This window comes from Microbacterium terrisoli (assembly GCF_030866805.1).
In the GTDB taxonomy this organism is placed as follows: Bacteria; Actinomycetota; Actinomycetes; order Actinomycetales; family Microbacteriaceae; genus Microbacterium; species Microbacterium terrisoli.
The window spans coordinates 568181-592655 of record NZ_CP133019.1 but is presented as its reverse complement, the minus strand read 5'-3'; the positions used below and the strand labels follow the sequence as shown (position 1 = coordinate 592655).

General features: G+C 68.8%; 20 protein-coding genes. 4 read left to right on the top strand and 16 right to left on the bottom strand.

Features of this window, described 5'->3' with window-relative positions; translation table 11 throughout:
* The first annotated feature begins 49 nt into the window (after positions 1-49).
* Positions 50-631: a hypothetical protein gene (locus QU603_RS02510; protein WP_308492926.1), complete on the top strand. Its 582-nt coding sequence runs from the start codon at positions 50-52 to the stop codon at positions 629-631.
* 71 nt (positions 632-702) lie between these two features.
* Here the strand turns inward: QU603_RS02510 and QU603_RS02505 are convergent, their stop codons facing one another.
* Genes QU603_RS02505 through QU603_RS02490 form a run of 4 tightly spaced genes read right to left on the bottom strand, consistent with a single transcriptional unit; the run spans position 703 to position 6023 of the window.
* Positions 703-1836 (bottom strand): glycosyltransferase, encoded by a 1134-nt coding sequence (locus QU603_RS02505; RefSeq protein WP_308492925.1) that lies wholly within the window; start codon positions 1834-1836, stop codon positions 703-705.
* Entirely contained in the window at positions 1829-2881 is a 1053-nt protein-coding gene (locus QU603_RS02500; protein WP_308492924.1) for a glycosyltransferase family 4 protein, read from the bottom strand. The genes QU603_RS02505 and QU603_RS02500 overlap by 8 nt, the downstream gene beginning before the upstream one ends.
* A complete protein-coding gene (locus tag QU603_RS02495) occupies positions 2878-4056 on the bottom strand; it encodes a glycosyltransferase family 4 protein (protein ID WP_308492923.1) in 1179 nt (392 codons plus the stop codon). Before QU603_RS02495 ends, QU603_RS02500 begins: the two co-directional genes overlap by 4 nt.
* Positions 4056-6023, bottom strand: coding sequence for a glycosyltransferase (locus tag QU603_RS02490; protein ID WP_308492922.1), 1968 nt, complete (start codon positions 6021-6023; stop codon positions 4056-4058). The genes QU603_RS02495 and QU603_RS02490 overlap by 1 nt, the downstream gene beginning before the upstream one ends.
* Positions 6024-6131: 108 nt before the next feature.
* Between QU603_RS02490 and QU603_RS02485 the strand changes: the two genes are divergently transcribed.
* The 3 genes from QU603_RS02485 to QU603_RS02475 are packed head-to-tail and all read left to right on the top strand — an operon-like array spanning position 6132 to position 8992.
* On the top strand, positions 6132-6800 hold the full coding sequence (locus QU603_RS02485; protein ID WP_308492921.1) for an arsenate reductase/protein-tyrosine-phosphatase family protein: 669 nt from the start codon (positions 6132-6134) through the stop codon (positions 6798-6800).
* A complete protein-coding gene (locus QU603_RS02480) occupies positions 6797-7966 on the top strand; it encodes a glycosyltransferase family 4 protein (protein WP_308492920.1) in 1170 nt (389 codons plus the stop codon). Before QU603_RS02485 ends, QU603_RS02480 begins: the two co-directional genes overlap by 4 nt.
* 9 nt (positions 7967-7975) lie before the next feature.
* On the top strand, positions 7976-8992 hold the full coding sequence (locus tag QU603_RS02475) for a MauE/DoxX family redox-associated membrane protein (RefSeq protein WP_308492919.1): 1017 nt from the start codon (positions 7976-7978) through the stop codon (positions 8990-8992).
* 13 nt (positions 8993-9005) lie between these two features.
* Here QU603_RS02475 and QU603_RS02470 read toward each other — a convergent pair whose 3' ends face one another.
* From QU603_RS02470 to QU603_RS02415, 12 genes are all read right to left on the bottom strand, one after another.
* Positions 9006-10199, bottom strand: coding sequence for a glycosyltransferase (locus QU603_RS02470; protein ID WP_308492918.1), 1194 nt, complete (start codon positions 10197-10199; stop codon positions 9006-9008).
* Positions 10200-10229: 30 nt separating this feature from the next.
* Complete coding sequence (locus tag QU603_RS02465) at positions 10230-11627, bottom strand: sugar transferase (RefSeq protein WP_308492917.1); 1398 nt, start codon at positions 11625-11627, stop codon at positions 10230-10232.
* A 425-nt stretch (positions 11628-12052) separates the two neighbouring features.
* On the bottom strand, positions 12053-12268 hold the full coding sequence (locus QU603_RS02460) for a hypothetical protein (protein ID WP_308492916.1): 216 nt from the start codon (positions 12266-12268) through the stop codon (positions 12053-12055).
* Positions 12269-12435: 167 nt separating this feature from the next.
* Complete coding sequence (tuf, locus tag QU603_RS02455; protein WP_308492915.1) at positions 12436-13629, bottom strand: elongation factor Tu; 1194 nt, start codon at positions 13627-13629, stop codon at positions 12436-12438.
* Positions 13630-13834: 205 nt separating this feature from the next.
* Positions 13835-15949: an elongation factor G gene (gene fusA / locus QU603_RS02450; protein ID WP_308492914.1), complete on the bottom strand. Its 2115-nt coding sequence runs from the start codon at positions 15947-15949 to the stop codon at positions 13835-13837.
* A gap of 105 nt (positions 15950-16054) precedes the next feature.
* A complete protein-coding gene (rpsG, locus tag QU603_RS02445) occupies positions 16055-16525 on the bottom strand; it encodes a 30S ribosomal protein S7 (RefSeq protein WP_275278761.1) in 471 nt (156 codons plus the stop codon).
* 5 nt (positions 16526-16530) lie between these two features.
* Positions 16531-16899 (bottom strand): 30S ribosomal protein S12, encoded by a 369-nt coding sequence (gene rpsL / locus QU603_RS02440; RefSeq protein ID WP_116241735.1) that lies wholly within the window; start codon positions 16897-16899, stop codon positions 16531-16533.
* A gap of 389 nt (positions 16900-17288) precedes the next feature.
* Positions 17289-17924 (bottom strand): hypothetical protein, encoded by a 636-nt coding sequence (locus QU603_RS02435; protein ID WP_308492913.1) that lies wholly within the window; start codon positions 17922-17924, stop codon positions 17289-17291.
* A 39-nt stretch (positions 17925-17963) separates the two neighbouring features.
* Positions 17964-19505, bottom strand: coding sequence for a DUF5684 domain-containing protein (locus tag QU603_RS02430; protein ID WP_308492912.1), 1542 nt, complete (start codon positions 19503-19505; stop codon positions 17964-17966).
* A complete protein-coding gene (locus QU603_RS02425) occupies positions 19502-22027 on the bottom strand; it encodes a transglutaminase domain-containing protein (protein WP_308492911.1) in 2526 nt (841 codons plus the stop codon). The genes QU603_RS02430 and QU603_RS02425 overlap by 4 nt, the downstream gene beginning before the upstream one ends.
* Positions 22024-23469 carry a DUF58 domain-containing protein gene (locus QU603_RS02420; RefSeq protein WP_308492910.1) on the bottom strand — a complete coding sequence of 482 codons (1446 nt, stop codon included), beginning with the start codon at positions 23467-23469 and terminating at the stop codon, positions 22024-22026. The genes QU603_RS02425 and QU603_RS02420 overlap by 4 nt, the downstream gene beginning before the upstream one ends.
* Complete coding sequence (locus tag QU603_RS02415; protein WP_308492909.1) at positions 23466-24431, bottom strand: AAA family ATPase; 966 nt, start codon at positions 24429-24431, stop codon at positions 23466-23468. The genes QU603_RS02420 and QU603_RS02415 overlap by 4 nt, the downstream gene beginning before the upstream one ends.
* Positions 24432-24475 lie beyond the last annotated feature (44 nt).

Genomic DNA, 24475 nt, shown 5'->3' with positions numbered 1-24475 from the left:
TCGGTCGAACACCACCGTCCACAGCACTACGTTCATCTGGGGAGTACGCATGAGCGATCTCGAAGATTTCGGCACCACTGAGCCAAAGGGCATCAGCCGCCGCACCGTCACGAAGGCGATGGCCTGGGCGGTGCCCGTCATCGCCGTGGCGTCGGCTGCACCAGCATTCGCTGCGAGCAATGGCATCGTCCAGTTGACCGGGGCAGGCTGCAAGACGCCCGGTAACGGTTCGGGCGTCTACAAGGGCTACGCGTTCCAGCTCAGGATCTCGAACACGACCGACAATTCCGTCTCAATCAGCAACTTGAGCGGAACACTCGATGGAAGCTCGCTCGGAAGCCTCGCGGTACTCGATCTCAACACCTGCACGTTGGTCGCACTGCCGATCAATGTCGGACCGAACACCACTTTGAGCAACCTCGCGTTGGTCTCGTCGCTCAACCCCAACAGTCAGAACGGCTCGCTCGTGGTCTCCTTCACGGTGAGCGGCCAGACCGGCAACGCCACCGCGACTGCCAGCGGGTTGAACCCGATCACGGGCGACGGAACCAAGGTCGGCGGTTCGTGCTCGGAGAACACCTTCACTGAGGCGCAGCAGATGTGCATTGCCGGCGCAACATGGAATGTCTAGATCCAGACTGAGCTGAGTGCTGCCACATCGTAGAAGGGGCTGCGTCGGGCTGAGCTGCTCCGCGGCCCCTCCTAGGTCGCTTCGGCCCAGAGACGCACGAGCCGAGTATGAAAGGCCCGAGCGCGCAACGACCAGTCCGGGGCTTCCGGAAGAAGTCGATCGGGGACGCCGGCATGTCCCGATGACGCTCTCAACGTCGTCCATGCGAACTCGTCGCCCGCTGCGATGGCGACCTGATCCGCGCCGCGAAAGCCGGCCACCGCAGTAGCAACCACGGGCCGCCCCGCAGCCTGGTACTCGTATAGCTTTATGGGGTCAAGGCTGTCAGTGAACTCGTTCACCAGGTGGGGCACGATCAGAGCGTCGGCGTGCTGCAGATAGGGCGGCACTTGCTCGTGCGGCTTCGCCCCCAGCAGGACCACACCGGCATCGCGCAGTCGGCCGGTCGCGGCATCCCCGAGCAGATTCGGCCCCACGAGTACGATCGAGACCTCAGCGCCCAGCGCCTGGGCCGTCTTCACGCAGAGGTCGACGTCAAGTCGATCGGAGTGCAGCGTGCCGACGTACACCGCTGTCTTCCCCGGCGGCAGGTCTTCGGGGCGTGAACTCGGCCGTCGGTAGGCGGCGACATCGACTCCGTTCGGGATGAGTTCGATCGGAGGCGATCCCTGCGGTCGACTCGGAGATTTTCTGGCCACGAGTTCGGCCGAACAAGCGACCACGTCCGTTGCGTGATGCAAGAGATACCGCTCGCCCGCGACCACCCGCTGCTGCTGACGCGCACCGCGATCGGCGACTGCCCAGTCATCGGTGATGTCATACAGCGTCGGCCAGCCTGTGACACGTGACGTCTCAGCGGCTCCCGGATCATTGACCCACAACACGGGCCGGGCCATGCCGATACGCCGCGCTGCTCGCGCGACAGTACGCGCGAACCGCTTGTCAGCCCACAGATCCACCCGACGCGGCAGGAGCTTCAGCGGCTGCAGTGTCCACAGGCGCGGTTGTACATCCGCACGCTCTCGCACTCCCCGCCCGAATCGCGGATGGCGCCCCGAACGCACATCGTGCAGCGGATCGGCCACCGGCTCCACGAACAGCACGCGCAAGTGCGGGTCGGCGTCCAGCAGCCGTGAGACAAGGTGCTGATTGCGCCGCCACACGCCGTCCCATGCCTCGAGTGAGATCACGACGAGATCAGTCATGAATGTCCCCCGCCCGATGGCGCGTGATCGCCGCGCGGTATGCGGCATCCGTTCCCGCAACCTGCTGATCCAGCGAGAAGTCACGCTGCTGTCGCTCGCGTTCAGCCGTCCCGAGCCGCCGGCGGCCCTCGGGATCGTCGGCCAACGCGCGCAGCGCCCGCGCCGCCCCTGCAGCGTCACCGGGCGCGAACAGCGCACGCGGGTCGAGGCCGGCCATCACGTCGAGGTGTCCCGCTGCTCCAGCCGCAACGACAGGCAGTCCGCACGCCATGGCCTCGATCACACTCAGACCCAATGCCTCATTCGGCGTGGGCGCGAGCAGGATGCCGGCGCACGCCATGAGCTCGGGCACATCGTCACGAAAACCGAGCATACGGCCGGCATCACCGAGGCGCTCGACGCCGGAGGCCACGGCGGCATAGTCGGCTCCGTCACCTGCAACCTCGAGACACCAGCCGTCGCTGACGAGGCCCGATCGCGCGAAAGCATCCACCGCCAGCAATGTCTGCTTCTCGGGCTGCAAGCGTTGCGCTATCAACACGACGCGCCGACGCGAGCCAGGGTCGGCGAACGGTACCGGTGCGATACCGGAATGCACCACGGTGCTGGGCACGCCGACCGCCGCGGCCACTGCATGGCTGACTGCAATCTCGACGTCGACCACGCGGCGCACGACTGGGTCCAGCGGCAACGCGCGGAGACGGCCGCGACGCTGAGCGAAGTGACGGGTCGAGGCGACCGCGGGACGCGCGCGACCGAAGAACGCGAACACGGCGGCGACGTCAGCGGCCGTCATGTGCGTGTTGACGACATCGGCGGTGCCGGCCCAACGCCGCAAGGCAGCCACCACATGCCGGGTATGCGACGCGGGCACGTAGACGACGCCTGCCGCGCGCAGCGGATCAGCCATGCGCTCAGAGGCCCCGCCAACGACCCGAACGCGATGACCGGCCGCAGCTTGCGCGACGGCCAGGCGCAGAACGAGCTGCTCGACGCCGGCGAACCGGTCCGAGCGTATGGCGTGCAGGATGCTGAGCGGGGTCACCGTGCGGATCGCCCCTTCGTCCGCCTCGCACTGCGCGTCGGATCACCCGCTGGCAGCCGCAGCGCGGGCTGCAGAGTCTCGAACAGCGTGATGTAGCGCTCAGCGCTCGTGCGCCAGCTGTGCGCTTCGGCGCTCGCGCGCGCACGCTCGCGCATGCGGCTCAGGTCAGCTGCGGCAAGTTGCTCAAGACGACTCCCCAGCTGGGTCGCATCTCGGTCCACGAGGTAACCGTTCCCACCGTCGACGACGACATCGGGAGCGCAGCCGACTCGAGTGGCGACGACGGGCACACCCGAGGCGAGCGCCTCGAGAATGACCAGCCCATGGGCTTCATAGACGCTCGGGAGAACGAAGATATCGGCTGCCGCGAAAAAGAGCGGAAGATCGCTTCGCGGCCCCATGAACAACACTCTGGGGGCAACGCCCGCCGCTTCAGCACGCCGTCGCCCGGCCTCAATCGACTGCTGGTTCCCACCCGCTACCAGCAACAAAACGGTGGTCGCCGAGCGCAGCGCATCGATCGCGACATCCAGCCCTTTGCCTGCGAAGTCATGTCCGACGAACAGCACGACGCGGTCGTCGTCATCGAGATGGAACTGCCTCCGTGCGTCTTCACGCTCGGCAAGCCCGGGCGGGTGGAACCGGTCAAGGTCCACGCCATTGGCAATCACCTCGACAGGCGGACGCACCCGCCGAAAGGTGCGCCGCAGAATCTGCGCTTCCGTCGTCGAGACAGCCACCACGACGTGGTGCGCGCAGCTACGGTACCGGATGGACTCGCGGAGGTAAACGAACGGAAAAGTCGGGTTGATCAGCATCCGCCACAGACTGCGGCCCGCGAGTCGTTTCGGCATACCGACAATGCCGTGATCCACATAGACGTCGCCGGCGAGCACGTTGTTGTGGCAGATCGAGACGGCACCCGGCCTCTGCGCCAGAAAGCGTCGCGCTCGCACCGTGCCGACGGTGCTGAACCAGACGGTCTGCCGGAACAGCGCGAACGCGCGCAGCATCGGATGCTTCGGCCACGGTCGACGCGGACGTCTGCGGGCCGAATCCATCGTGAAGGAGTCGACGGTATGACCCATCTGCCGGAACTCGCGCTCCAGATTCCAGGCGACGCCGGCGATTCCCGTGCCCTGGCCGATGACCGGACAGATCTGCACGATGTGCATCAGCCGACCTCCCCCTGCGACGCGCGGCCTGCCGGCCCTGCCTTCAGCCGCGCCTCGACCCGGACAGGGCCGCGGGCATACAGCGCCGCGCGCCGCCATGCCTCACGTCCACGATCGCCCGGCAGCAGCATCCCGCGCACCACCGCCCCCGACCACGCCGCCATGCGCGCCACCGTCCAGCCCACCCCCCCGAAATGCTTGCGGTAATACCGCTCCTGCGATGCATGGAAGTGCACCTCGCGTCGACGCGGGTCGGTGCTCGTGCCGGCGCCGGCGTGCACAGCGCGCGCATCGGGCACCACGGCGTGCCGCCAGCCCAGCCGATGCGCGCGAAAGGCCCAGTCGGTCTCTTCGGCATAGAGGAAGAAGCGCTCATCGAAGTCGCCGACCTGCGCCAGGGCGGTCCCCCGCACCAGCAGCACCGACCCGATGACGAACCGCGCACCGCGCTGCAGGCGCCCGAGACCCACCGCCTGGAGCCATGCGTTGCCCGGCGACGGGAACGGCCAGCCTACCCGCGCACGCCTACCCGACTCGTCGACTTGCACCGCACCCACCGTGGCGAGGTCACCCGCCGCGTGCAGTCCCCGCTGCAGCGACATGATGTCGCCGACCGACACCACGGCATCGGGGTTGAGCAGCAGCACGTCGCCGTCCGGCACGAGACGGTCGGCGAGTGCGACATTCACGCCTGAGGCGAACCCGCCGTTGCGCCCGGGATCGATGTAGCGCACACTCAGCTCGGCGCACAGCGCCGCGATCGCGGGCAGCGACGAGTTGTCGACCACGGTGACCGGGAGCGCCCTCACCGGTTCGAGGGCCCGGCGCAGCATGTCGGGGGCGCCATAGGCGACGACGACCACCTCGAGGCGGGGTGGCGACGAAGAAGCGGTGTGCGTGACCGAACGGTAGAGCTCCAGGTAGTCGTCGGCCACGGCATCCCACGTGCATTCGGCGGCCCGCGCGAAACCTGCCTGCACCAGGTCCTCGCGGCGAGCGCCCGCGGCCTCAATCAGGGCCGCCTGCAGCGCGGACACATCACCCTCGGGGACGACGATGCCCGCGCCGCCCACGACGTCGGGCAGTGCGCCGGCGTCGCTCGAAACGACCGGGACGCCCGTCGCCATCGCCTCGATCGCGACCCGGCCGAACTGCTCGGTCCAGGACGGCGTGCTCTGGGATGGGACGGCCAGCACGTCCATCGTGCGGTAGAACTCTGGAACGCGGTCGGGCGCGACGGCTCCGACGAGTTGCACCCGGTCGGCGATGCCGAGTCCGGCTGCACGAGTCGGCAGGTTCTCGGCCAAGGGACCGGCCCCAGCGATCCGCAGCCGCAACCGGGCGTCGCCGGCCGCGGCGCGCAGCAGCACCTCGATGCCCTTCTCAGGAACGAGCCGGCCGACGAAGCCCACGACGATCTGCGCGGGGTCCACAGCGTGCGTGCTCGGGGCGAACTCGTGGGCGTCGATCCCGAGCGGGATCACGCGCGGCCGACCCGCGAACCCCTTGTCGACGACGATCTGCGCCGCCTGCTCATTGCATGCCGAGACACCGCGTGCGCGACGCAGCGCGAACCGCTCCATCCAGCGGAACGGGATCGGATAGCGCTTGGCGATGTTCTGCGCGGTGTAGAGCACGACGGGCGCGCGGTTGCGGCGCAGTGCGCGCAGCAGAAGCACTTCGGCCGTTGCCAGCGCAAACGGCTCTTCGTGGATGTCGATGACATCCCACTCGCGCTTCAGCGCCTGCCACAGCGGCCGAGGGGCGTACACGAAAAGGGCAGGATGCCGCCCCCAGGTCGTCACGGGCACCGCGTCGTCACCGGGTCTCGTCTGCAGCGTCACCGGGACGCCGCCCGCGTGCCATCGCCGGGCAGTGAGCAGCGTCAGGTCCACTCCGCGTGCGCGCAATGCGCGCTCGCGTCCCCGCCACGCGCCCACGGTGGCGCTGTGGGAGATCCTCAGCACCCGCACGCACACCCCCGATAGACTCGCCCCTGCACCTATTCTGTCGGGTTCGCAGCCTCGCTGTCTTCTTCGGGGCGAACGCAACCGCGACGCGCGTGGAGGGATGCCATGACCGACCGCTTTCGGATCGTCACGGTCTGCGAAGGCAACGTGCACCGCAGTCCGCTCGCCGAGACGATGCTGCGGCGTTGGGCGCAATGGTACCTGCCGGGCTCGGTCTCGACCCACGTCGAGGTCTCGAGTGCCGGATTGCAGGCTGTGGTGGGTGCTCCGATGGGTTCGCGCGTGCAGTCGATGGCGCGCGCGCTGGGCGCGGACGGATCGGCGCACGTCTCCCAACAGCTCACCGACGCGATGATCTCGACGGCCGATCTGGTGCTCACCGCGAGCACACGGCAACGATCATCGGTGCTGCAGCGCGTGCCGGCCGCGCTCAAGCGCACATACACGATGCGTGAGGCCGGCGCAGCGGCAGAGCTCATTCCCGCTCACGAGCCCGTCTACTCGGTCGCCGGACTCAGAGACCTGGTCGCCCACCTTTCTCACGTGCGTCGGCCCGCCGGTGACATCATCGACCCACACGGACGCGACGAAGATGCGTATCTGCAGATGGCCCGAGAAGAGATCCCCGCCCTGACGGCACTGGCGGCAGCGCTGCTCGGAATGCCGCCGGCCGATCGCGACGCGTACGACCGGGCGGCGAACGATCCCGGGGCGCTGGGCGAGCCGAAGCGCGAGTCGGTGGCACCGCCGAGCGGCGCGGGCCGGCCGCGGTGACCGGCCGCGCGGTGCGCCCGCTGCGTGTCGCGCACCTCGACCACACAGCCAGCGCCGGCGGTGCCGAGTACGCCCTGGCCCGCATGTTCCGCTCCGGCCCGGAGTGGTCGGCCGTGCTGCTGCTGCCGCCGACAGCCGACGAGGACGTGTTCACCGGCGCCGTGGGCACAGTGCCCGTGCGCCGTTACGGGGTCGCGCAGCGCGCGGGGGTGAGCAGCGGCGGCACACGCACCCTTGCCGCTCTCGGGGCGTCACTGCTCGCACAGGCCGCGGCGACCCGCCTGCGCGGCGAGTTCCGCTCGGCCGACGTCATCGACGCCAACACGTCGCGAGCAGCCGCTTACGGTGCGCTGGCGGCGCGGACCAGCCGGGTGCCGTTCGTCGTGCACCTGCGCGACATCATCGACACGACGGCGCTGGGAGGGGCCGGCCACGCCCTGATGACCCGCCTCGTGCTGCCGAGGGCGGACGGCGTGATCGCCAACTCGGCATACACGCTTGCCGCTGCCATGCCTTACCTGCGCTCGGACGCGGTCACCAGGGTGATCCCCAGCGCGTCGGGCCTGCACCGCTCCCCCGCCCACCGACATCCGGCGTCCGCACTGCGGATCGGCATGCTCGCTCGCATCGACCCGTGGAAGGGGCAGGATCTGCTCATCGAGGCGTTCGCGGCCGCGTTCGCCGACGGTGACGCGACGCTCGAGCTCGCCGGCGGTGCGCCGTTCGGCCACGACGACTACGTCGATGAACTGCGCACGCACGCTGTGCGCCTCGGGGTCGGCGAGCGCGTGTCACTTCCGGGGCATGTCTCAGATGTCGATGCGCTGCTTGCGACGTGGGATGTCGGGGTACAGGCATCCCGTCGTCCCGAGCCTCTGGGACAGAACGTGCTGCAATACCTTGCGGCCGGGGTGCCCGCGGTCGTGGCCGACGAGGGCGGGCCGAGGGAGTGGGTGCACGACGGTGTGAACGGGCTGCGCGTGCAGCCCCGTGACGAGGCCGCGCTGGCGGCGGCGCTGCGCAGACTCTCCGACGACCTGCCGTTGCTTGCACGGCTCGGAGAAGGGGCTCGGAACACACCGGGACTCCTCACCGACATCGAGGTGACACGCGCGCACGCCGATGTGTATGCCGAGGTCGTCCGTCGTGTCGGCGCCCGCCGATAAACTCGCCTCATGCCCGTCGCCCTCAGCATCAGCCTGCCGCTCGTCATGGCCGTCGTGCTGATCGCCAGTGGCGTAGCGAAGCTGCGACACCCCGATGATCTGCGTGGATGGCGCGACCTCGGCGTGCCGACCGCGCTGCAGCGTCGCTGGCTGCTGCAGCTGCATCCGTGGGGCGAGATCGTGTTGGGCATCGCCCTGGCATTGCTCGGGGGCGCGTTGGGCCTCATCGCGGCGGTGATCGCCGTCGTGCTCATGGGCACCTACACCGTGCTGATCGTGCGCACCCTGCGCCGCACACCCGATGCGTCGTGCGCGTGCTTCGGGGAGCCTGCGCCCGTCACCGGCTGGACGGTCGTGCGCAACGGCTGGCTCACCGCCCTCGCGACCGGAACAGCCCTGACGATCTGGGCCAATCCGCTGTGGGGCGGCGCGGTGATCGCCGCGGGGGGATCCTGGCTCTGGCTGCTCGCCCTCGCGGTCGCCGCCGTGACGGTGTTCGTGGTCGTACTCCGTGGAACAGAGGATGCGGCAGCTGTCGCGCCGTCGGCGGGAGCCACCGCCAGCGAAGCACTCGGCACCTCGGACAATGAACTCGACTATGTACGCAGTCGCACTCCCGCCGTTCCCGTCACGCTCGGCGATGGCACGACGACGACTCTGCGGCACCTCACACAGGAACGCCCGCTGTTGTTGCTGGCGGTGCAGGCCTTCTGCGCATCATGTCAGCACGTGATCACGCACGTGGACGACTACCGCGCCCTGCTGCCCGAGGTCGATGTGCGGTTTCTGGTGATGGAAGAGCCGAACGACACGATCTTGGCCTCGTCGAACGAGCCCCAGACCGTCCATGACCCGAACCACTACGTCGGCGACTCGCTCACCGACGGACTGCGTACGCCGACTGCGATCCTCTTCGGCATCGACGGGCTACTCGCCGGCGGGCCCGAAACCGGCGCCGACGCGATCGACTCCTTCGTCGATGACATCTACGAGAGCCTGCACGGCACTCGCCCAGCCCGGGAATGAGCGACGCCGACGCTCACGCCGCGGCTTGCAGCACCGACCTCGAGAGCTTCTGCAGGCGAGTGCGCTCGGCCAGGTCCCTGAGCTTCTGAACAAAGGACGCCGGGGAGAACTGCGCGGCGTGACGACGGATCGCATCCGGGTCCCAGTCCCCACGAAAGCCCTGCACCGCCGCTCGGACCGCATCGACCGACCCGTCTTCGATGAACGACCCCGACACACCCTCAGCCGTGCTGTCGAGGAATCCACCGGCGCGCAGCACGAGCGCGGGCGTCCCGAATGCGTTCGCTTCGATCGGCGTCAATCCGAAGTCCTCGTGCGACGTCGACACCAGCGCGCGTGCATGGGCATACAGCCAGCGCAGCCGCGCTTCGCTCACCCGACCGAGCGCAGTGATGTTCGAGGGCAGTCCGTCGGGCATCGCCCCGCCGACCACGACGAGACGGTGCTCAGGCATACCGGCGAACGCGGCGATCAGCGCGTCCGCCATCTTGTAGCCTCGCGCACGCGCGATCATCAGGAAGAATCCCGGTTCCACGGCCTCGACCGCCTCTTGGCGCGCCTGCACGTCGAGGGCGACCGGCGGGTGAATGACCTCAGCCTGGATACCGTACGTCTGGGCGATGCGCCGGGCGACCGCGGTGGAGTTCGCCACATAAGCGTCGGCGGTCGCGGCAGCCCGGCGATCCCAACGCTTCAGCCCGGGGGAGAGCGTCTTCAGCGCCGTGCGGGTGACCAGGCCCGCCTGGAGCAGGTAGTCTTCGGGCTGATAGAGCCAGCGTGCCGGATTGTGGCAGTAGACGATCTTCGTCGTCTGCGGGGCGGCCGGCATCGCGTGCGCCCACCCCGAACTGCTGCACACGAGCACATCGGCACGGACCGGCCGCATGTGCGACCACACCGTGCTCAACAGCGGAAGCGCTCGGCGCACATCCTTGCGGAAATGGTCGAGAAGCGGCAGACCGCTGGTGACGACTTCGAAGTGCCGAAAGCCGTCGAACGTCGCGCCGGGGTCGTAAACGGACGTGATGATCCGCCGCGCGTCCAGCCCCTGCGCCAGAGCGAGCGCGACACGCTCGGCTCCGCCGCGCTGCGTCAGATAATCATGCGCGAGCACGAACCCGGTGGATGCACGCAACGGCAGCACCGGGCGGTGCACCAGCGTCGGCCGGACTCCTGCGAACGGTGATGGTGATGCCAGTGTCGACATGTTCGGACTCCCCCACAGACTCCGTATGCGTCAATGCGCGTCCTCCCCAGGGAGAAGTACGGCCCGCGCCGTCTTCCCCAAGATGACGAGGTCGCCCACGACCGAATAGTTCTCCACGTACGAGAGGTCGAGCCGAACGCTTGTGTCCCACGACAGCGACGACCGACCACTCACTTGCCACAAGCCGGTGATCCCCGGCTTCATGAGGAACCGGCGATGCACCGACTCCGGGTACTGCTCCACTTCCGACCGCAGCGGCGGCCTCGGCCCGACCAGAGACATGTCTCCGGCGAGCACGTTGAACAACTGCGGAAGCTCGTCGAGGCTGTAACGCCTCATCCACCTGCCCACGGTGGTCACCCGTGGATCGCAGCGCAGCTTGAAGAGCACTTCATTGCCACTGTCCTGCGCCCGGTCGCGCACCTCGGCCAGCCGCTCCTCGGCGTCGGGCACCATGGAACGGAACTTGTACATGCGGAACCCGCGGCCGTCGCGGCCCACACGGGTCTGCGCGAAGATCGCCGGTCCACCGTCGTTGGTGCGCACGAGGACGGCAAGCGCGGCGAGAAGCGGGCTGAGCACGATGATCCCGACCGTGGCCAACGAAACGTCGAGTCCCCGCTTGGCGAGCAGCTGACCCCGGCGCAGCCGCGGCGTCTCGACGTGGACCAGCGGGAGCCCGGCCACCGGGCGCGTGTGGATGCGGGGACCTGCGACGTCTGCGATCCCCGGAGAGAGAACCAGGTGCTGACGCCCCGACTCCAGCTGCCAGGACAGCTCCTTGACGCGGGCCGCAGGCAGGTCGTCTGAGCCGGTGACGATGACCGTGTCGGCATTGACCCGCGCCATCGCGTCGATGATGTCGTCGAAGTCGCCGAGCACACGCACCTGCCCGTCGGCCAGCATCCACCCGCGCTCGGAAGCCTCCTGAGCCGAGGTGCAGGCGCCGACCACGAGATATCCGGCACCCGGGAAGCGCTGCAGATCGCGGGCGACCTGCTCGATCGACGTCGACGACCCCAGCAGCACGACGCGACGCGAGTACAGTCCCAGTCGGCGCTGATGGATCAGCCATCGGCGCCACATCCAGCGGCCGAGCACGAGCAGACACACACCGATCGGCAGTGAGATCAGAAGATAGCCGCGGGCGAGGTCGATCTTCACCAGGAGCGCGATGATCGCAATGAGGCCGAAGATGCGCAGACTTGCGTCGGCGACGCGCCGATACTCGGTAGCGTCCACGCCCAGTACGCGAGCGGTTCGCGAGTCCGTGAGCGACAGCGCCGCCATCCAGCCGATGACCAGAGCGGCCGACACGCCGAGATATGTGATCTCGGGTCGTCCGATGCCGGGCCATGTCGCCACGGTCGTGCGAAACGAACTGAACCAGACCAGCTGCGCCCCGAACACCGCCAGGACGAGGATCACCAGATCGGTGCACCAGATCGACCAGGACAGTCGCCGGTACCAATCCGTGCCGGTTGCTTGGTCGAAAGCCGCAGAAGCGACTCGCTTCGCGAGAGGAGCAGCAACTACCTGCATGCCCCGAAGGTGCGCGTCCCCAGACGCATGAAACGCCATATCGCCGACTCCCCAGTCGTCGGATTTTTCCCAGTTGTCAGGCGATCCGGCCCCACGCCGTCTCGCCCCCGAGTCCCTCACCGCCCACGGGTGGCTGTGCTCGACTCGTGGTAGCAGTCTACCTGCCGGGTGCTCCTACGCAAGCAGTCCGGGCAACTGCTCAGTCCCGGCGTGGCACGCAGCGTCACCTGCGGGGCGGATGTGACGCGTGTGAAAGAAGAAGCGGGGCGGATGCCGCAGCATCCGCCCCGCCTCTTCTGATTGTGTGTGCGCTATTCAGTGCCGACGGCCGCGTCGGCCTGGCCTCGCAACTCGTCGATCTTGCCGTCGACCGAGTCGGGCGCAACCTTCTTGGCAAAGTCAGCCGCGCCGTCGAGGACCTTGTCGCTGATGCTTTCCGCCTGCTCACTGTGCAGCGCATCGTCGATCTTGTCTTTGTTCTGCTCCAGGAACTCTTTGCCCTGGTTCACGATGTCTCCGATACCCATTGGCTCTCCTCCCCCGGCGTGCCGGTGCACGCCCGCATCAGTATTGCCCAGTATCACCGGTCGGCCCCGAACACGCCAGACCCGAACGCGCCGCCCTACGGGAAACACGCGAAAAGGGGCCGGATCCCAAAGGACCCGACCCCTTTTTCGCAGTCAGTCGAGAAGACTTACTTCACGATCTTCGTGACCGTGCCGGCGCCGACAGTGCGGCCACCCTCACGGATCGCGAAACCGAGTCCGTCTTCCATGGCGATCGGCTGGATCAGCTCGACGGCCATGTCGGTGGTGTCGCCGGGCATGACCATCTCGGTGCCCTCAGGCAGCGTGATGACGCCGGTGACGTCCGTGGTGCGGAAGTAGAACTGCGGACGGTAGTTCGTGTAGAAGGGGTTGTGACGGCCGCCCTCGTCCTTGGACAGGATGTACGCCGTGCCCTCGAAGTTGGTGTGCGGGGTCACCGAGCCGGGCTTGGCCACAACCTGGCCGCGCTCGACGTCGTCACGCTTGGTGCCGCGAAGGAGCAGACCACAGTTCTCGCCGGCCCAGGCCTCGTCGAGCTGCTTGTGGAACATCTCGATACCGGTGACGGTCGTCTTCTGCGTCGGGCGCAGACCCACGATCTCGACCTCGGAGTTCAGAGCCAGCGTGCCGCGCTCGGCGCGACCGGTGACGACGGTGCCACGACCGGTGATCGTGAAGACGTCCTCGATCGGCATCAGGAAGGGCTTGTCGCGGTCACGCACCGGGTCGGGAACGCTCTCGTCGACGGCCTCCATGAGGTCGAGAATGGACTGCGTCCACTTCTCGTCGCCCTCGAGCGCCTTCAGCGCCGAGACGCGGATGACCGGAGCGTCGTCGCCGGGGAAGCCCTGGCTCGACAGCAGCTCGCGGACCTCGAGCTCGACGAGCTCCAGGATCTCCTCGTCGTCGACCATGTCGGACTTGTTCAGCGCGACCAGCAGGTACGGCACGCCGACCTGCTTGGCGAGCAGAACGTGCTCACGGGTCTGCGCCATCGGGCCGTCGGTGGCGGCGACCACGAGGATCGCGCCGTCCATCTGAGCGGCACCGGTGATCATGTTCTTGACGTAGTCAGCGTGGCCCGGGGCGTCCACGTGAGCGTAGTGACGCTTCGGGGTCTCGTACTCGATGTGCGAGATGTTGATCGTGATGCCGCGCTGGCGCTCCTCGGGAGCCGAGTCGATCGAAGAGAAGTCACGGACGACGTTGACGTCCGACGGGTACTTGTCAGCGAGCACCTTCGAGATCGCGGCAGAGAGCGTGGTCTTGCCGTGGTCCACGTGACCGATCGTTCCGATGTTCACGTGCGGCTTGGTCCGCTCGAACTTGGCCTTAGCCACTGGGTCCTCCTCAGGACGGTCGTGTAGAGATTCCGGGCACTGGATTGCGACCGGCTCGCTACGGGGATGTCTCTCAGTGTAGTAGAGAGGGTTCGGTTGATATGTGTGAAGTTATGAAGCGGTCCCGGTCGTTGAGCGAGCGAAGCGAGACGAAACGCGTTCCGACTCGGGCCTGCGGCCCTCGCTCAACGACCGGGGCGGACGATCACTCGCCCTTGGTCTTCTGGACGATCTCCTCGGACACAGCCTTGGGGACCTCTGCGTAGCTGTCGAACTCCATCGAGTAGACGGCGCGGCCCGAGGTCTTCGAGCGCAGATCACCGATGTAGCCGAACATCTCCGACAGCGGGACGAGCGCGCGCACGACCTTCACGCCCTGCGCGTCCTCCATCGCCTGAATCTGTCCGCGGCGGCTGTTCAGGTCGCCGATGACGTCACCCATGTACTCCTCGGGCGTGCGCACCTCGACGGCCATGAGCGGCTCGAGGATGACCGGGTTCGCCTTGCGGACGGCCTCCTTGAAGCCCATCGAACCGGCGATCTTGAACGCCATCTCGGACGAGTCGACGTCGTGCGACGCACCGTCCAGCAGTGTCGCCTTCACGCCCACCATGGGATAGCCGGCCAGCACGCCGACCTGCATGGCGTCCTGGAAGCCCTGGTTGGTCGGCTCGATGTACTCGCGCGGGATGCGGCCACCGGTGACCTTGTTCACGAACTCGTACGTCTTCTCGGCCGTGACCTCCAGCGGCTCGAGCGCGAACTGGATCTTCGCGAACTGACCGGAACCACCGGTCTGCTTCTTGTGGGTGTAGTCGTGACGGTCGACGGCCTTGCGGATCGTCTCGCGGTACGCGACCTGGGGCTTGCCGACGTTGGCCTCGACCTTGAACTCGCGCTTCATGCGGTCCACGATGATGTCGAGGTGCAGCTCGCCCATGCCCTTGATGACGGTCTGACCGGTCTCGGAGTTCTGCTCGACGCGGAACGTCGGGTCCTCTTCGGCCAGCTTCTGGATCGCAACGCCCAGCTTCTCCTGGTCGGCCTTGGTCTTGGGCTCGATGGCCACTTCAAGCACGGGCTCGGGGAAGGTCATGGACTCCAACACCACCGGGGCTGCCAGATCTGCCAGGGTGTCACCGGTGGTGGTGTCCTTCAGGCCGATGACGGCGTAGATGTGGCCGGCGGTGACGTGGTCGACCGGATTCTCCTTGTTGGCGTGCATCTGGAAGATCTTTCCGATGCGCTCCTTCTTGCCCTTGGTCGCGTTGAGCACCTGCGCGCCCGAGTCGAGATGACCCGAGTACACGCGCACGTACGTGAGACGCCCGAAGAACGGGTGCACCGCGATCTTGAACGCCAGCGCCGCGAACGGCTCATCACTGCTGGGGTGGCGCTCGATGACCTTCTCTTCGTCCTTGGGGTCGTGCGCCTCGATGGCGGGCACGTCCTCGGGCGAGGGCAGGTAGTCCACGACCGCGTCGAGCATGGGCTGCACGCCGCGGTTCTTGAATGCCGAACCGCACAGCACCGGGTACAGGTCGCCTGCGACGGTGAGCTTGCGGATCGCGCCCTTGATCTCGGCGACCGTGAGCTCCTCGCCGCCGAAGTACTTCTCGAGCAGGTGCTCGTCGGACTCGGCGACCGTCTCCAGCAGCTGCTGGCGGTACTCCTCGGCCTTGGCCTGAAGGTCGGCGGGAATCTCTTCCACCTCGTAGTGGGCGCCCATGGTCACGTCACCCTTGGAATCACCCGGCCACACCAGCGCACGCATCTCGACCAGATCGACGACGCCGACGAAGTCGCTCTCGGCTCCGATGGGCAGCTGCAGCACGAGGGGCTTGGCCTTCAGACGGTTCACGATCGTGGAGACCGTGAAGTAGAAGTCGGCGCCCAGCTTGTCCATCTTGTTGACGAAGCAGATGCGGGGCACGTCGTACTTGTCGGCCTGACGCCACACGGTCTCGGACTGGGGCTCCACGCCCTCCTTGCCGTCGAACACGGCGACCGCGCCGTCGAGCACGCGCAGCGACCGCTCGACCTCGACCGTGAAGTCGACGTGGCCGGGCGTGTCGATGATGTTGATCTGGGTGCCGTTCCAGAAGCAGGTCACCGCGGCGGAGGTGATGGTGATGCCGCGCTCCTGCTCCTGCTCCATCCAGTCGGTCGTGGCCGCACCGTCGTGCGTCTCACCGATCTTGTGGTTGACGCCCGTGTAGAACAGGATGCGCTCGGTCGTCGTCGTCTTGCCGGCATCGATGTGCGCCATGATGCCGATGTTGCGGACCTTCTTGAGGTCGGTGAGCACGTCTTGTGCCACGGGGTGTCTTCCTTATCTGTCTCGGTCGTTGAGCGAGCGGCGCAGCCGCGAGTCGAAACACGTTTCGACTCGGGCTGTCGGCCCTCGCTCAACGACCGGGGGTATTTACCAGCGGTAGTGAGCGAACGCGCGGTTCGACTCGGCCATCTTGTGAGTGTCTTCGCGGCGCTTGACCGCGGCACCCAGGCCGTTCGAGGCATCCAGAATCTCGTTCTGCAGGCGCTCGGTCATGGTCTTCTCGCGACGACCCTTGGCGTAGCTCACGAGCCAGCGCAACGCCAGCGTGTTCGCACGGTGCGGCTTGACCTCGACCGGCACCTGGTAGGTCGAACCGCCGACGCGGCGGCTCTTGACCTCGAGGGTGGGGCGGACGTTGTCGAGCGCCTTCTTCAGCGTGGCGACGGCATCCTGGCCGTTCTTGGCCTCGACGCCCTGCAGGGCGCCGTAGACGATCGACTCGGCCAGCGACTTCTTGCCGTCGACGAGGATCTTGTTGACCAGCTGCGACACGACGGGCGCACCGTAGACCGGGTCATTGACGACAGGGCGCTTGGGGGCGGGACCCTTACGAGGCATCTAACTCAACCCTTCTTCGCGCCGTAGCGGGAACGAGCCTGCTTACGGTTCTTGACGGCCTGGGTGTCCAGGGCACCGCGGACGATCTTGTAGCGCACACCGGGGAGGTCCTTCACACGACCGCCGCGGACGAGCACGAGCGAGTGCTCCTGCAGGTTGTGGCCCTCGCCGGGGATGTAGGCGGTGACCTCGGTGCCGTTGCGGAGCTTGACACGAGCGACCTTGCGCATCGCCGAGTTCGGCTTCTTCGGGGTCGTCGTGTAGACGCGGGTGCAGACGCCGGCCTGCTGCGGGTTCGACTTCAGTGCGGGAGCCTTGGTCTTGTTGACCTTCGGCGAGCGCCCCTTGCGAACCAACTGCTGAATGGTTGGCACGTTCTTCCTTCTGTGTTGTGCTGCACGGTGACAGCGATCGTGTTCCGTCCGCGGCATCCCGGATCTTGCGATGCGCTTGCTGCAGACAGACATGGACCCACCGGCACGCCACGAGTGCGACGTACTGTTGTGTGGTGGATATGCCGTGGGGGTGACCTGTTCGCAGGTCGGTCCCTGAGCTGTGCCGCTCCCGCTCGCTCGTCCTGCACCGAGGCGCAACACAGAGCGCGCATGAGCGCACACCCAACCAATGATACGCGCCGTAGCGGTGCTGGGTCAAACGCACGGCCTCAGATGGGGCAGGATGTCCGGGTCACGGCGCGAAGCGCGCTTCGCGGCTCGGCTCGGCTCAGCTCAGCTCAGCTCGGCTCAGGTCAGGTCAGGTCAGGTCAGCTCAGCAGCAGGATGAGCACCGTGGCAGCGCCGACGGCCACCGCCGACGACACGATCAGGATGATCAGCGGCGCGACCCGACGACGGCGCACCGGGGCCGGGTCGGGCGCGGGCGCAGGCGCGGCGGCATCGGCAGAAGGACGGCGCACGATGCGGGCCGGCTCGGGCGGGCGCGGCTTGTAGATCGCCCGCTCGGCGGTGCCGTCGGTGGCGCGGCGCCCCTCCCGCGACGGCGACGACCCGACCACCGTCGTGCGCGACGCCCCCCGTTCGGACGGCGAGCGAGGCGCGACGGAACGCGGTGCCGCGTAGCGCGAGGGCCCACTGCCGGCGGCGGGCTTCGAAGAACCGGGATGCCGCGGCGAAGCCACCGTCTGATCGAGTGCGTCCTGTGGGTCTCTGCCGCTCCGGCGTTGCGAGACCACCGTCTCATCGAACGCACTCGGTGCCTCCGCCCCGGGATGGCGCGGCGAGACCACCGTCTGGTCGTCATCGTCGTCGAGCGCGGAGTCGGCGGAGCCGGCGCCCGGCCGCGCAGAGACCACCGTCTCGTCGAGATCGTCCTCCGCCGGCGTCACGGCCCGGCGGGGCGAGGGCTGCGTCTCGTCGAGATCGTCATCGTCGCGCGCCATCAGGCGTCGTCCTGCGTCATGAGGCGTCGTCCCGCGTCATCAGGCTCCGTCGCGCTGCAGCCGCAGTTCGGCGTCACCGAGCAGGAACCGCTCGATCACCGGCAGCGGACGTCCGGCGGCGGCTTCCATCTCGCCGCCGTCGTCGCCGATCAGGGTGATGCCGTTCGTCGAACCGAGGTCGGTGATGACCCACGTGTCGTCGCTCAGTTCCAGCCGGGCGTGGGTCTTGGACACCGTGCGGGTCTCGTCGGCGATCGGCACCAGCTGGGCTTCGGGATGCTCGGGGTCGGCGTTCGGGCGACGCCCGAGAATGAGCACGTCCCGCGCGATCGCGATGGGGGCTCCGATGGGCGGGATCAAGACCCACGCGGTGCGCTTGCGCGGTGCCACGATGGTTTCGTCGAACAGGTCCTCGGACTCCGGGATCTCCGGCGCCGAACGCTGCGCCGAGACCGACGACCGCGCCGACATCGGTCCGCCCAGCGCCGGTGCACCTGCCACGGCCGACACTTCGCCGGACGTGTCGGAGAACATGCCATGCGGCTCGGGCGAGCGCAGCGGCGCGCGCGTCGCCGACGGCGGCGCCCACGGGTTCGGACCTTCGCCGTCGTCTTCGGCCGCCGGCATCGGGATGAACGAGCCGGTACGGCGCGGTGCCGGTGGCTCGAAGTCGACGGGCGGTGCAGGCGTGAGCGGGGGTTCGCCGAACACGACGCCGGACGACATGTCGTCGTCGTCTTCCTCGTCGAACGGCACGTACCCGGTCGGCGAGATCTCGATGGGCAGGCGCGCCAGCGGAGCGTCTCGCGAGGATGCCGCAGCAGGGACGAACGGCGCGGACGCCGAGGAGTCCGGGGCCTCCAGCATGTACCCGGCGGCGTCCGGCGCAGTCGACACGTGCGCGGGGGGAACCGGCGCAGCCCAGACGGGCGCAGGGGAAACCGGCGCCGCCCAGACGGGCGCAGGGGAAGCAGGCGGAATCGACCCTGCCGACACCGGCGCATCGGCGACGGCCGGGCGCGGCAGCGGCGGAACGTCGATCGGCCCTCCCCCCGTGGCGGTGGTCGCCGTCGGCGGGGCCGGCTGGGCGCTTCGGGCAGGGCTGCCGGGCACGGCGGCCGAGTTGGTCAGCCAACCCAGCGATGCCGCCTCGGAGGCCGAGGGCGCAGGAGAGCCCGAGCGCACCGGTCCGTGGCCGGACGGGCGCACCGCACCCACCCAGCGGTTGCTGGACCAGCCGACCACACTCGCCCACACCGGGAACAGCAGCGCGGCCAGCACGGTCATTCCGGCCCCGTAGCCGAATCCCGCGTTGATGCGGTGGCACGCGATGATCATCATCACGTAGAGCACGATCGAGACACCGGGCACGATGACCAGCAGCATCCACCAGCCGCTGATGCCCCCGAGCTGCAGCAGGATCACTCCGTTGTACACCGGGACCCAGGCCTTCCAGCCCTCTTCGCCGGTCTTGCGGAAGACCGCCTGCAGGGCGAGCGCGACCCAGATGTAGAACACGACGGTGAGCACCAGCGACACCGACAGTGCGGTGATGGCTGCTGCGATGACGCTGTCGTTCATGTCTCAGCGGGCGCCGCATGCGATGCGGGCCCTCTCCTCTCGATACCGGGAGCGGTGCGTGCGTCGCCGCGGGTGCGGCGGCGCACGGTCCGGGGTCCCAAGCCCCGGGCGAATGATCTCAACGATAGGGCCGCACCCACTCGTCGCCATAGTGGAAGGGATGCCGAGAGCCGGCGTCGCTCGTCGTCGACGATGTTCCAGCACTGGTCGGCGTCGTCCGCGGTCAGAGCGCGGTCCGAGAAGACGGCGCGATCTGCCTGGCCTGCCAGCTGTCGGGCGGCCACGGAATCGTGGGCTGCGGCGAGCTCGACGCGGGTGTGCACGCCGGGAGCGACCAGACCGTGATCGACTGCGGCATCGACGTATTCCTCCCAGCCGCCGACCACGCGCGCCCCCGGCGTCGCATCGCCGCGCCGTCCGCGCCGCCGCACGCCCTTGGCCGCCAGGATCGCGATGAACGGCGAACCCACCGCCAGCAGACCGAGCCCGGAGATGCCGACGATGCGCAGAATGCCCCAGATCTGGCTCGCCTGCTCGTCGTCGCTGCCCCGCGGGGCCGCGTCGCCGGAGTCCTGACGGGTGGGATCGGGCGGGTCGACCTCCTGCGCGTTCTGCGCACGCACCGGCGTCGGATTCTCAGGATCGCGCTGCTTGGTCACGACGTTCTCGGCGCCCTCGGTGTGCTGGGGCGTGGCATCCACCGGCACCCACGAACCCGATGCGTCCTGCACCTCGGTCCACACGATGATGTCGTCACCGGTGCACGCACCGTCGCGGCACACGGGGGCCGCGTTCGGCCCGTCGCCCTCGTCGGCTCTCAGGCGCGCACCCACGACGACCCGGGAAGGAAAGCCCAGCTGCTGGGCGACCAGCGCCACGGCCACCGCGAACTGCTCGTCGTCGCCGGGCGCGGCCACCAGCGAACCCGAGCCGGACTCGGCCTGCCGCGCCACCAGGCTGCGGAACATCGCGTCGATGCGCGCCAGCGAATGCCCCGACGCACTGGGCTGGAACGTGTACGACCCGCCCAGTGCCCGCATCCAGTCCGCCCCGCCGGAGGGCACCGACAGGGCATGGCTGAGGTAGCCGCGCTCGCGCAGGCGCTGCGCGAGGGTGGCCAGTGCCGCTCCCCCGGCTCCGGCATCCTGCTTGTTCATCCAGGTCTTGACGCTGTCGGGCACCACCACCGACGGGCTCGCACCCGGCGCCCGCAATGTGGCGACATCCGCGGGGGTCGCCGTGGTCGCCGTCACCTCGTACGCGTCGCCTGCCCGCAGCCCCGCGGTCAGCACGCCTGCCTGGGCGTCGGCATCGTAATAGAACGCACCGGCGGCGGATGCGGCATCCGCCCCGCCGAAGCGCACCTGCTGCAGCGACCCGAACGTCGGCATCCAGATGCCCCGCAGGCCGTCGATTGCGATCCGCACGGTCGACGAGGACCCCGAACCGCCCGGCAGCCGCGCCGGCACGCGCACGAACCCGGCACCTGCCGCCTCGGGCGCGACACGGTAGGCCGTTCCGTCGTAGTCCGAAAGTGTCGCGATGCGGATGCGGTCAGGCAGCGCACCCTCGACGGCGGCGACGGTGAACAGCGGCGCGGTGGCCACACCGTCGGCGAAATTGCTGCGGTAGTCGCTGAGCGGAGTGACCGCCCGGCTGATCGCCTGCTCGGGCCCGGTGGCGCTGCGCAGCACGTCGCGCGTGCGCCCCGCGGCGACAGCGGGGGTCACCACGGCGGCGGCGACCACGGCCGTCACCACCATCGCGGCCGCCAGGGCACCGCGACGACGATCCGATCCCGTCCGGCGGCGCGAGAGCTGCACGCCGCTGAGGTCGGCCGCGCGCTGCAGGGCGCGGTGGCGCTGCGCGGCATTGCGCCAGCCGAGCCAGGCCAGCGACAGCACGAGGGCCGCCGCACCGCACGCCAGCTCCCGGGGAGCGGGGATCACGATCGGTCCCAGGGCCACGGCGGCGCTGGTGACGGTGCGGCCGAACAGCAGCCCGAACGCCGTCATCGCGATCGTCACCGCCGCCGCCCAGCTGCCCGCGCGCTCGTGGCGCCAGGCCAGCCGCAGGGCGGCGAGCGTGCCGAACAGGAACACGACCAGCGCGGGCACCAGCAGGTTGCGGTACGCGCCGACGGGCAGCTCGACGGTGACGAGGTCCTTCCAGCCGGTGACAGCACCCAGACCCACGTCACGCAGGGATGCCAGGATCCCGCCGATCCCGTTCGGCGGGACGGCGACGATCACACCGATGACGGCGAATGCCACCAGGCCCGACAGGGCGGTGACCCACCCCGGCCAGCGGACGGCGGTGGCCACGACGCAGATCATCAGCGCGGCGGCCGCCCCGAGTCCCGCGACGACGAGCATGCGCGTGTCGGCATAGATCGGCCACGCGGCAACCGCGGCCACCACCGCCATCGCCAGCACATAGCCGGTGCCGATGGCCACTTCGCGTGAGCGCAGGGTCACGGCATCCTTCGACTGACGGCGGACGCTGCCGGTCGCGGTGCTCATGCCATCGCCTCGGCCCCGGCGCGTGCGCCCGTCTGAACGCCGGACTGCGAACTGCGCAGCAGGAGCGAGGTCAGGTCGTCGAGCAGACCGATCGTGAGCACCGTCAGCTCCCCCAGCGGCTGTATGCGCGGGTGCGCTTTCTGGTCGCATACGACGGCGACGACCGCGGTCGCCGTCTCGAAGCCGAGCGCCGCCTGCCGCAGCCGCAGAGGTGTGGTCTGCGAACCGCACACCACGAACGCGAGCGACAGCACGTCGGATGCCTCGACGGCCAATCGGCACACGTCGGCCAGGGGCATCGTGTGCTCCAGCGCGTTCAGGCGCGAGAAGCCGTCGAGCATACCGCGCGGAGTGCCGGCGCGCAGCACTTCGATCGACCGCATGCGGTTCTGCACCACGCGCGGGATCTCGGCCCCGGTGACCACGTCGAGGTCGCGACCGTCGTGCAGCGCCTGGACGGCGAGGGATGCCGCAGCGCTCACGCCGAGTTCGAACTCGTCGTCGGTGGCATAGTCGTCATCGGCGACGCTGAGCACCACCGCCAGTCGCGAGCGGCGGGTCTCTTCGAACTGGCGCACCATCAGCCGACCGGTCTTGGCCGTCGACTTCCAGTGGATCTGCCGGCGGGCATCGCCGGGCACGTATTCGCGGATCGCGTGGAACGACATGTCGGAGTCCACGACGCGCCGGCTCGGGCTGCCTTCGAGGTCGCGGATCAGACCCGCACTGGTGGCGGGCACCGCCGTGGTGCGCGGGTGCACGAAGATCTCGTGCCGTTCGTCCCACTCGTGCTCGCGACGGAGGATTCCCACCGGATCGCTGCGCACCGCGGTGGGCGGGCCGACTGTCACCACTCCCCGGCGCAGCGCCGGAATCTGCAGCGGGCGGGCCACCTCGTGCCCGGGGCGCAGCAGCGGCACTCCGAGTTCGACCAGCCCCGGCCCGACGGGCAGGTCCAGGCGGCCCGGAAGAGCGGTGCGGGCCCCGACGTTGCGGATCAGGATCTCGCCGCGCAGCGGGTCGCCGGCGACCACGCGCTCGTGCTCGAGACGCACCGAGACGTCATAGCCGCGTGCGCCGAACAGGAACGGCACGCTCATCAGGGCGAGGACCAGCGAGGCGAAGCCCGCCACCAGCGCCTCGACCCAGCCGAGGGTCCAGCCCAGGGCCAGCCCTGCCGTGGCCAGCGCCAGCACGAGCCAGCCGGCCGGGTTCACGGTCTCGGCGAGCCAGTGCGTGGCCGCGACCACTCCCGCACGCACGTGACGTGCCGCGCGCAGCACTGCCACGACGGCGCGCACGAGCCACCCGCGGCGCTCCTCGGCGACGCGGGTCATGAAGGTGGTCGACCCTTCGGCCGCGGTCATCCCCGCGCTGAAGGTGATGCCCTCGGTCGCCTCGCGCGCCGGGGCGCGGGTCAACGGGCTCGAGGCTCTGCTCATACGGCCTCGCGCTGTGTGGGCGGTGCGACATCCAGCAGCACCTGGCCGACGACGGCTTCGGCGGTCACCCCGTCGAACTCGGCTTCGGGGTGCAGGATGATGCGGTGCGCGAGCACCGGAACCGCCAGCGCCTTGACGTCGTCGGGCGTGGCGTAGGTGCGTCCCTGCGAGACCGCGCGCGTACGGGTGGCACGCGTCAGCGCCAGAGCGCCGCGGATGCTGACGCCCAGGCGCACCTGTTCCGCCGAGCGTGTGGCATCCACCACCCGCGCGACATAATCGAGCACGAGGGCGTTGGTGTACACGTCGCGGGCGAGGTCGGCCATGTGCACGAGAGCCTGCGGGGTGATGACCGGCTCGATCCTGTCGGTGGACACGGCCGCCCCGTCGAGGATGCGGACCGTCGCCGCGTGGTCGGGGTAGCCCAACGACGTCTTCAGCAGGAATCGGTCCAACTGCGCCTCGGGAAGGCGGTAGGTACCGGCTTGCTCGACGGGGTTCTGCGTCGCGATCACCAGGAACGGCACACCCACCGCGCGGGTGACGCCGTCGATGGTGACCCGGCCCTCTTCCATGACCTCCAGCAGCGCCGACTGGGTCTTGGGGCTCGCCCGGTTGATCTCGTCGGCCAGCACCACATTGGCGAAGACGGGACCCGCGTGGAACTCGAACGCGCCCGTCTTCTGGTCGTACACGGTGATGCCGGTGATGTCGCCGGGCAGCAGGTCGGGTGTGAACTGGATGCGGGTGTTCGTGCCCTGCACGGACTGGGCCAGCGCGCGCGCCAGCGACGTCTTGCCGGTGCCGGGAACATCCTCGAGGAGCACGTGACCCTCGCTGAGCATGGCTGTCAGCACCAGCTCGATCACATGGCGCTTGCCCAGCACCGCCTGCTCGACGTTGTCGGCGAGCAGCCTGAACGTGTCGGCGAACCACGTGGCCTGTTCCTGAGGGATCGTCATGGGGTCTTCCTGTCGGGGATCTGTCGGGGATCGATGGGGCGGGG

Coding starts and splice junctions, on each gene's coding strand:
- QU603_RS02510 (WP_308492926.1), top strand. CDS start 50: ATGAGCGATCTCGAAGATTTCGGCACCACTGAGCCAAAGGGCATCAGC.
- QU603_RS02505 (WP_308492925.1), bottom strand. CDS start 1,836: ATGACTGATCTCGTCGTGATCTCACTCGAGGCATGGGACGGCGTGTGG.
- QU603_RS02495 (WP_308492923.1), bottom strand. CDS start 4,056: ATGCACATCGTGCAGATCTGTCCGGTCATCGGCCAGGGCACGGGAATC.
- QU603_RS02485 (WP_308492921.1), top strand. CDS start 6,132: ATGACCGACCGCTTTCGGATCGTCACGGTCTGCGAAGGCAACGTGCAC.
- QU603_RS02475 (WP_308492919.1), top strand. CDS start 7,976: ATGCCCGTCGCCCTCAGCATCAGCCTGCCGCTCGTCATGGCCGTCGTG.
- QU603_RS02470 (WP_308492918.1), bottom strand. CDS start 10,199: ATGTCGACACTGGCATCACCATCACCGTTCGCAGGAGTCCGGCCGACG.
- QU603_RS02460 (WP_308492916.1), bottom strand. CDS start 12,268: ATGGGTATCGGAGACATCGTGAACCAGGGCAAAGAGTTCCTGGAGCAG.
- rpsG (WP_275278761.1), bottom strand. CDS start 16,525: ATGCCTCGTAAGGGTCCCGCCCCCAAGCGCCCTGTCGTCAATGACCCG.
- QU603_RS02435 (WP_308492913.1), bottom strand. CDS start 17,924: ATGGCGCGCGACGATGACGATCTCGACGAGACGCAGCCCTCGCCCCGC.
- QU603_RS02430 (WP_308492912.1), bottom strand. CDS start 19,505: ATGAACGACAGCGTCATCGCAGCAGCCATCACCGCACTGTCGGTGTCG.
- QU603_RS02425 (WP_308492911.1), bottom strand. CDS start 22,027: ATGAGCACCGCGACCGGCAGCGTCCGCCGTCAGTCGAAGGATGCCGTG.
- QU603_RS02420 (WP_308492910.1), bottom strand. CDS start 23,469: ATGAGCAGAGCCTCGAGCCCGTTGACCCGCGCCCCGGCGCGCGAGGCG.
- QU603_RS02415 (WP_308492909.1), bottom strand. CDS start 24,431: ATGACGATCCCTCAGGAACAGGCCACGTGGTTCGCCGACACGTTCAGG.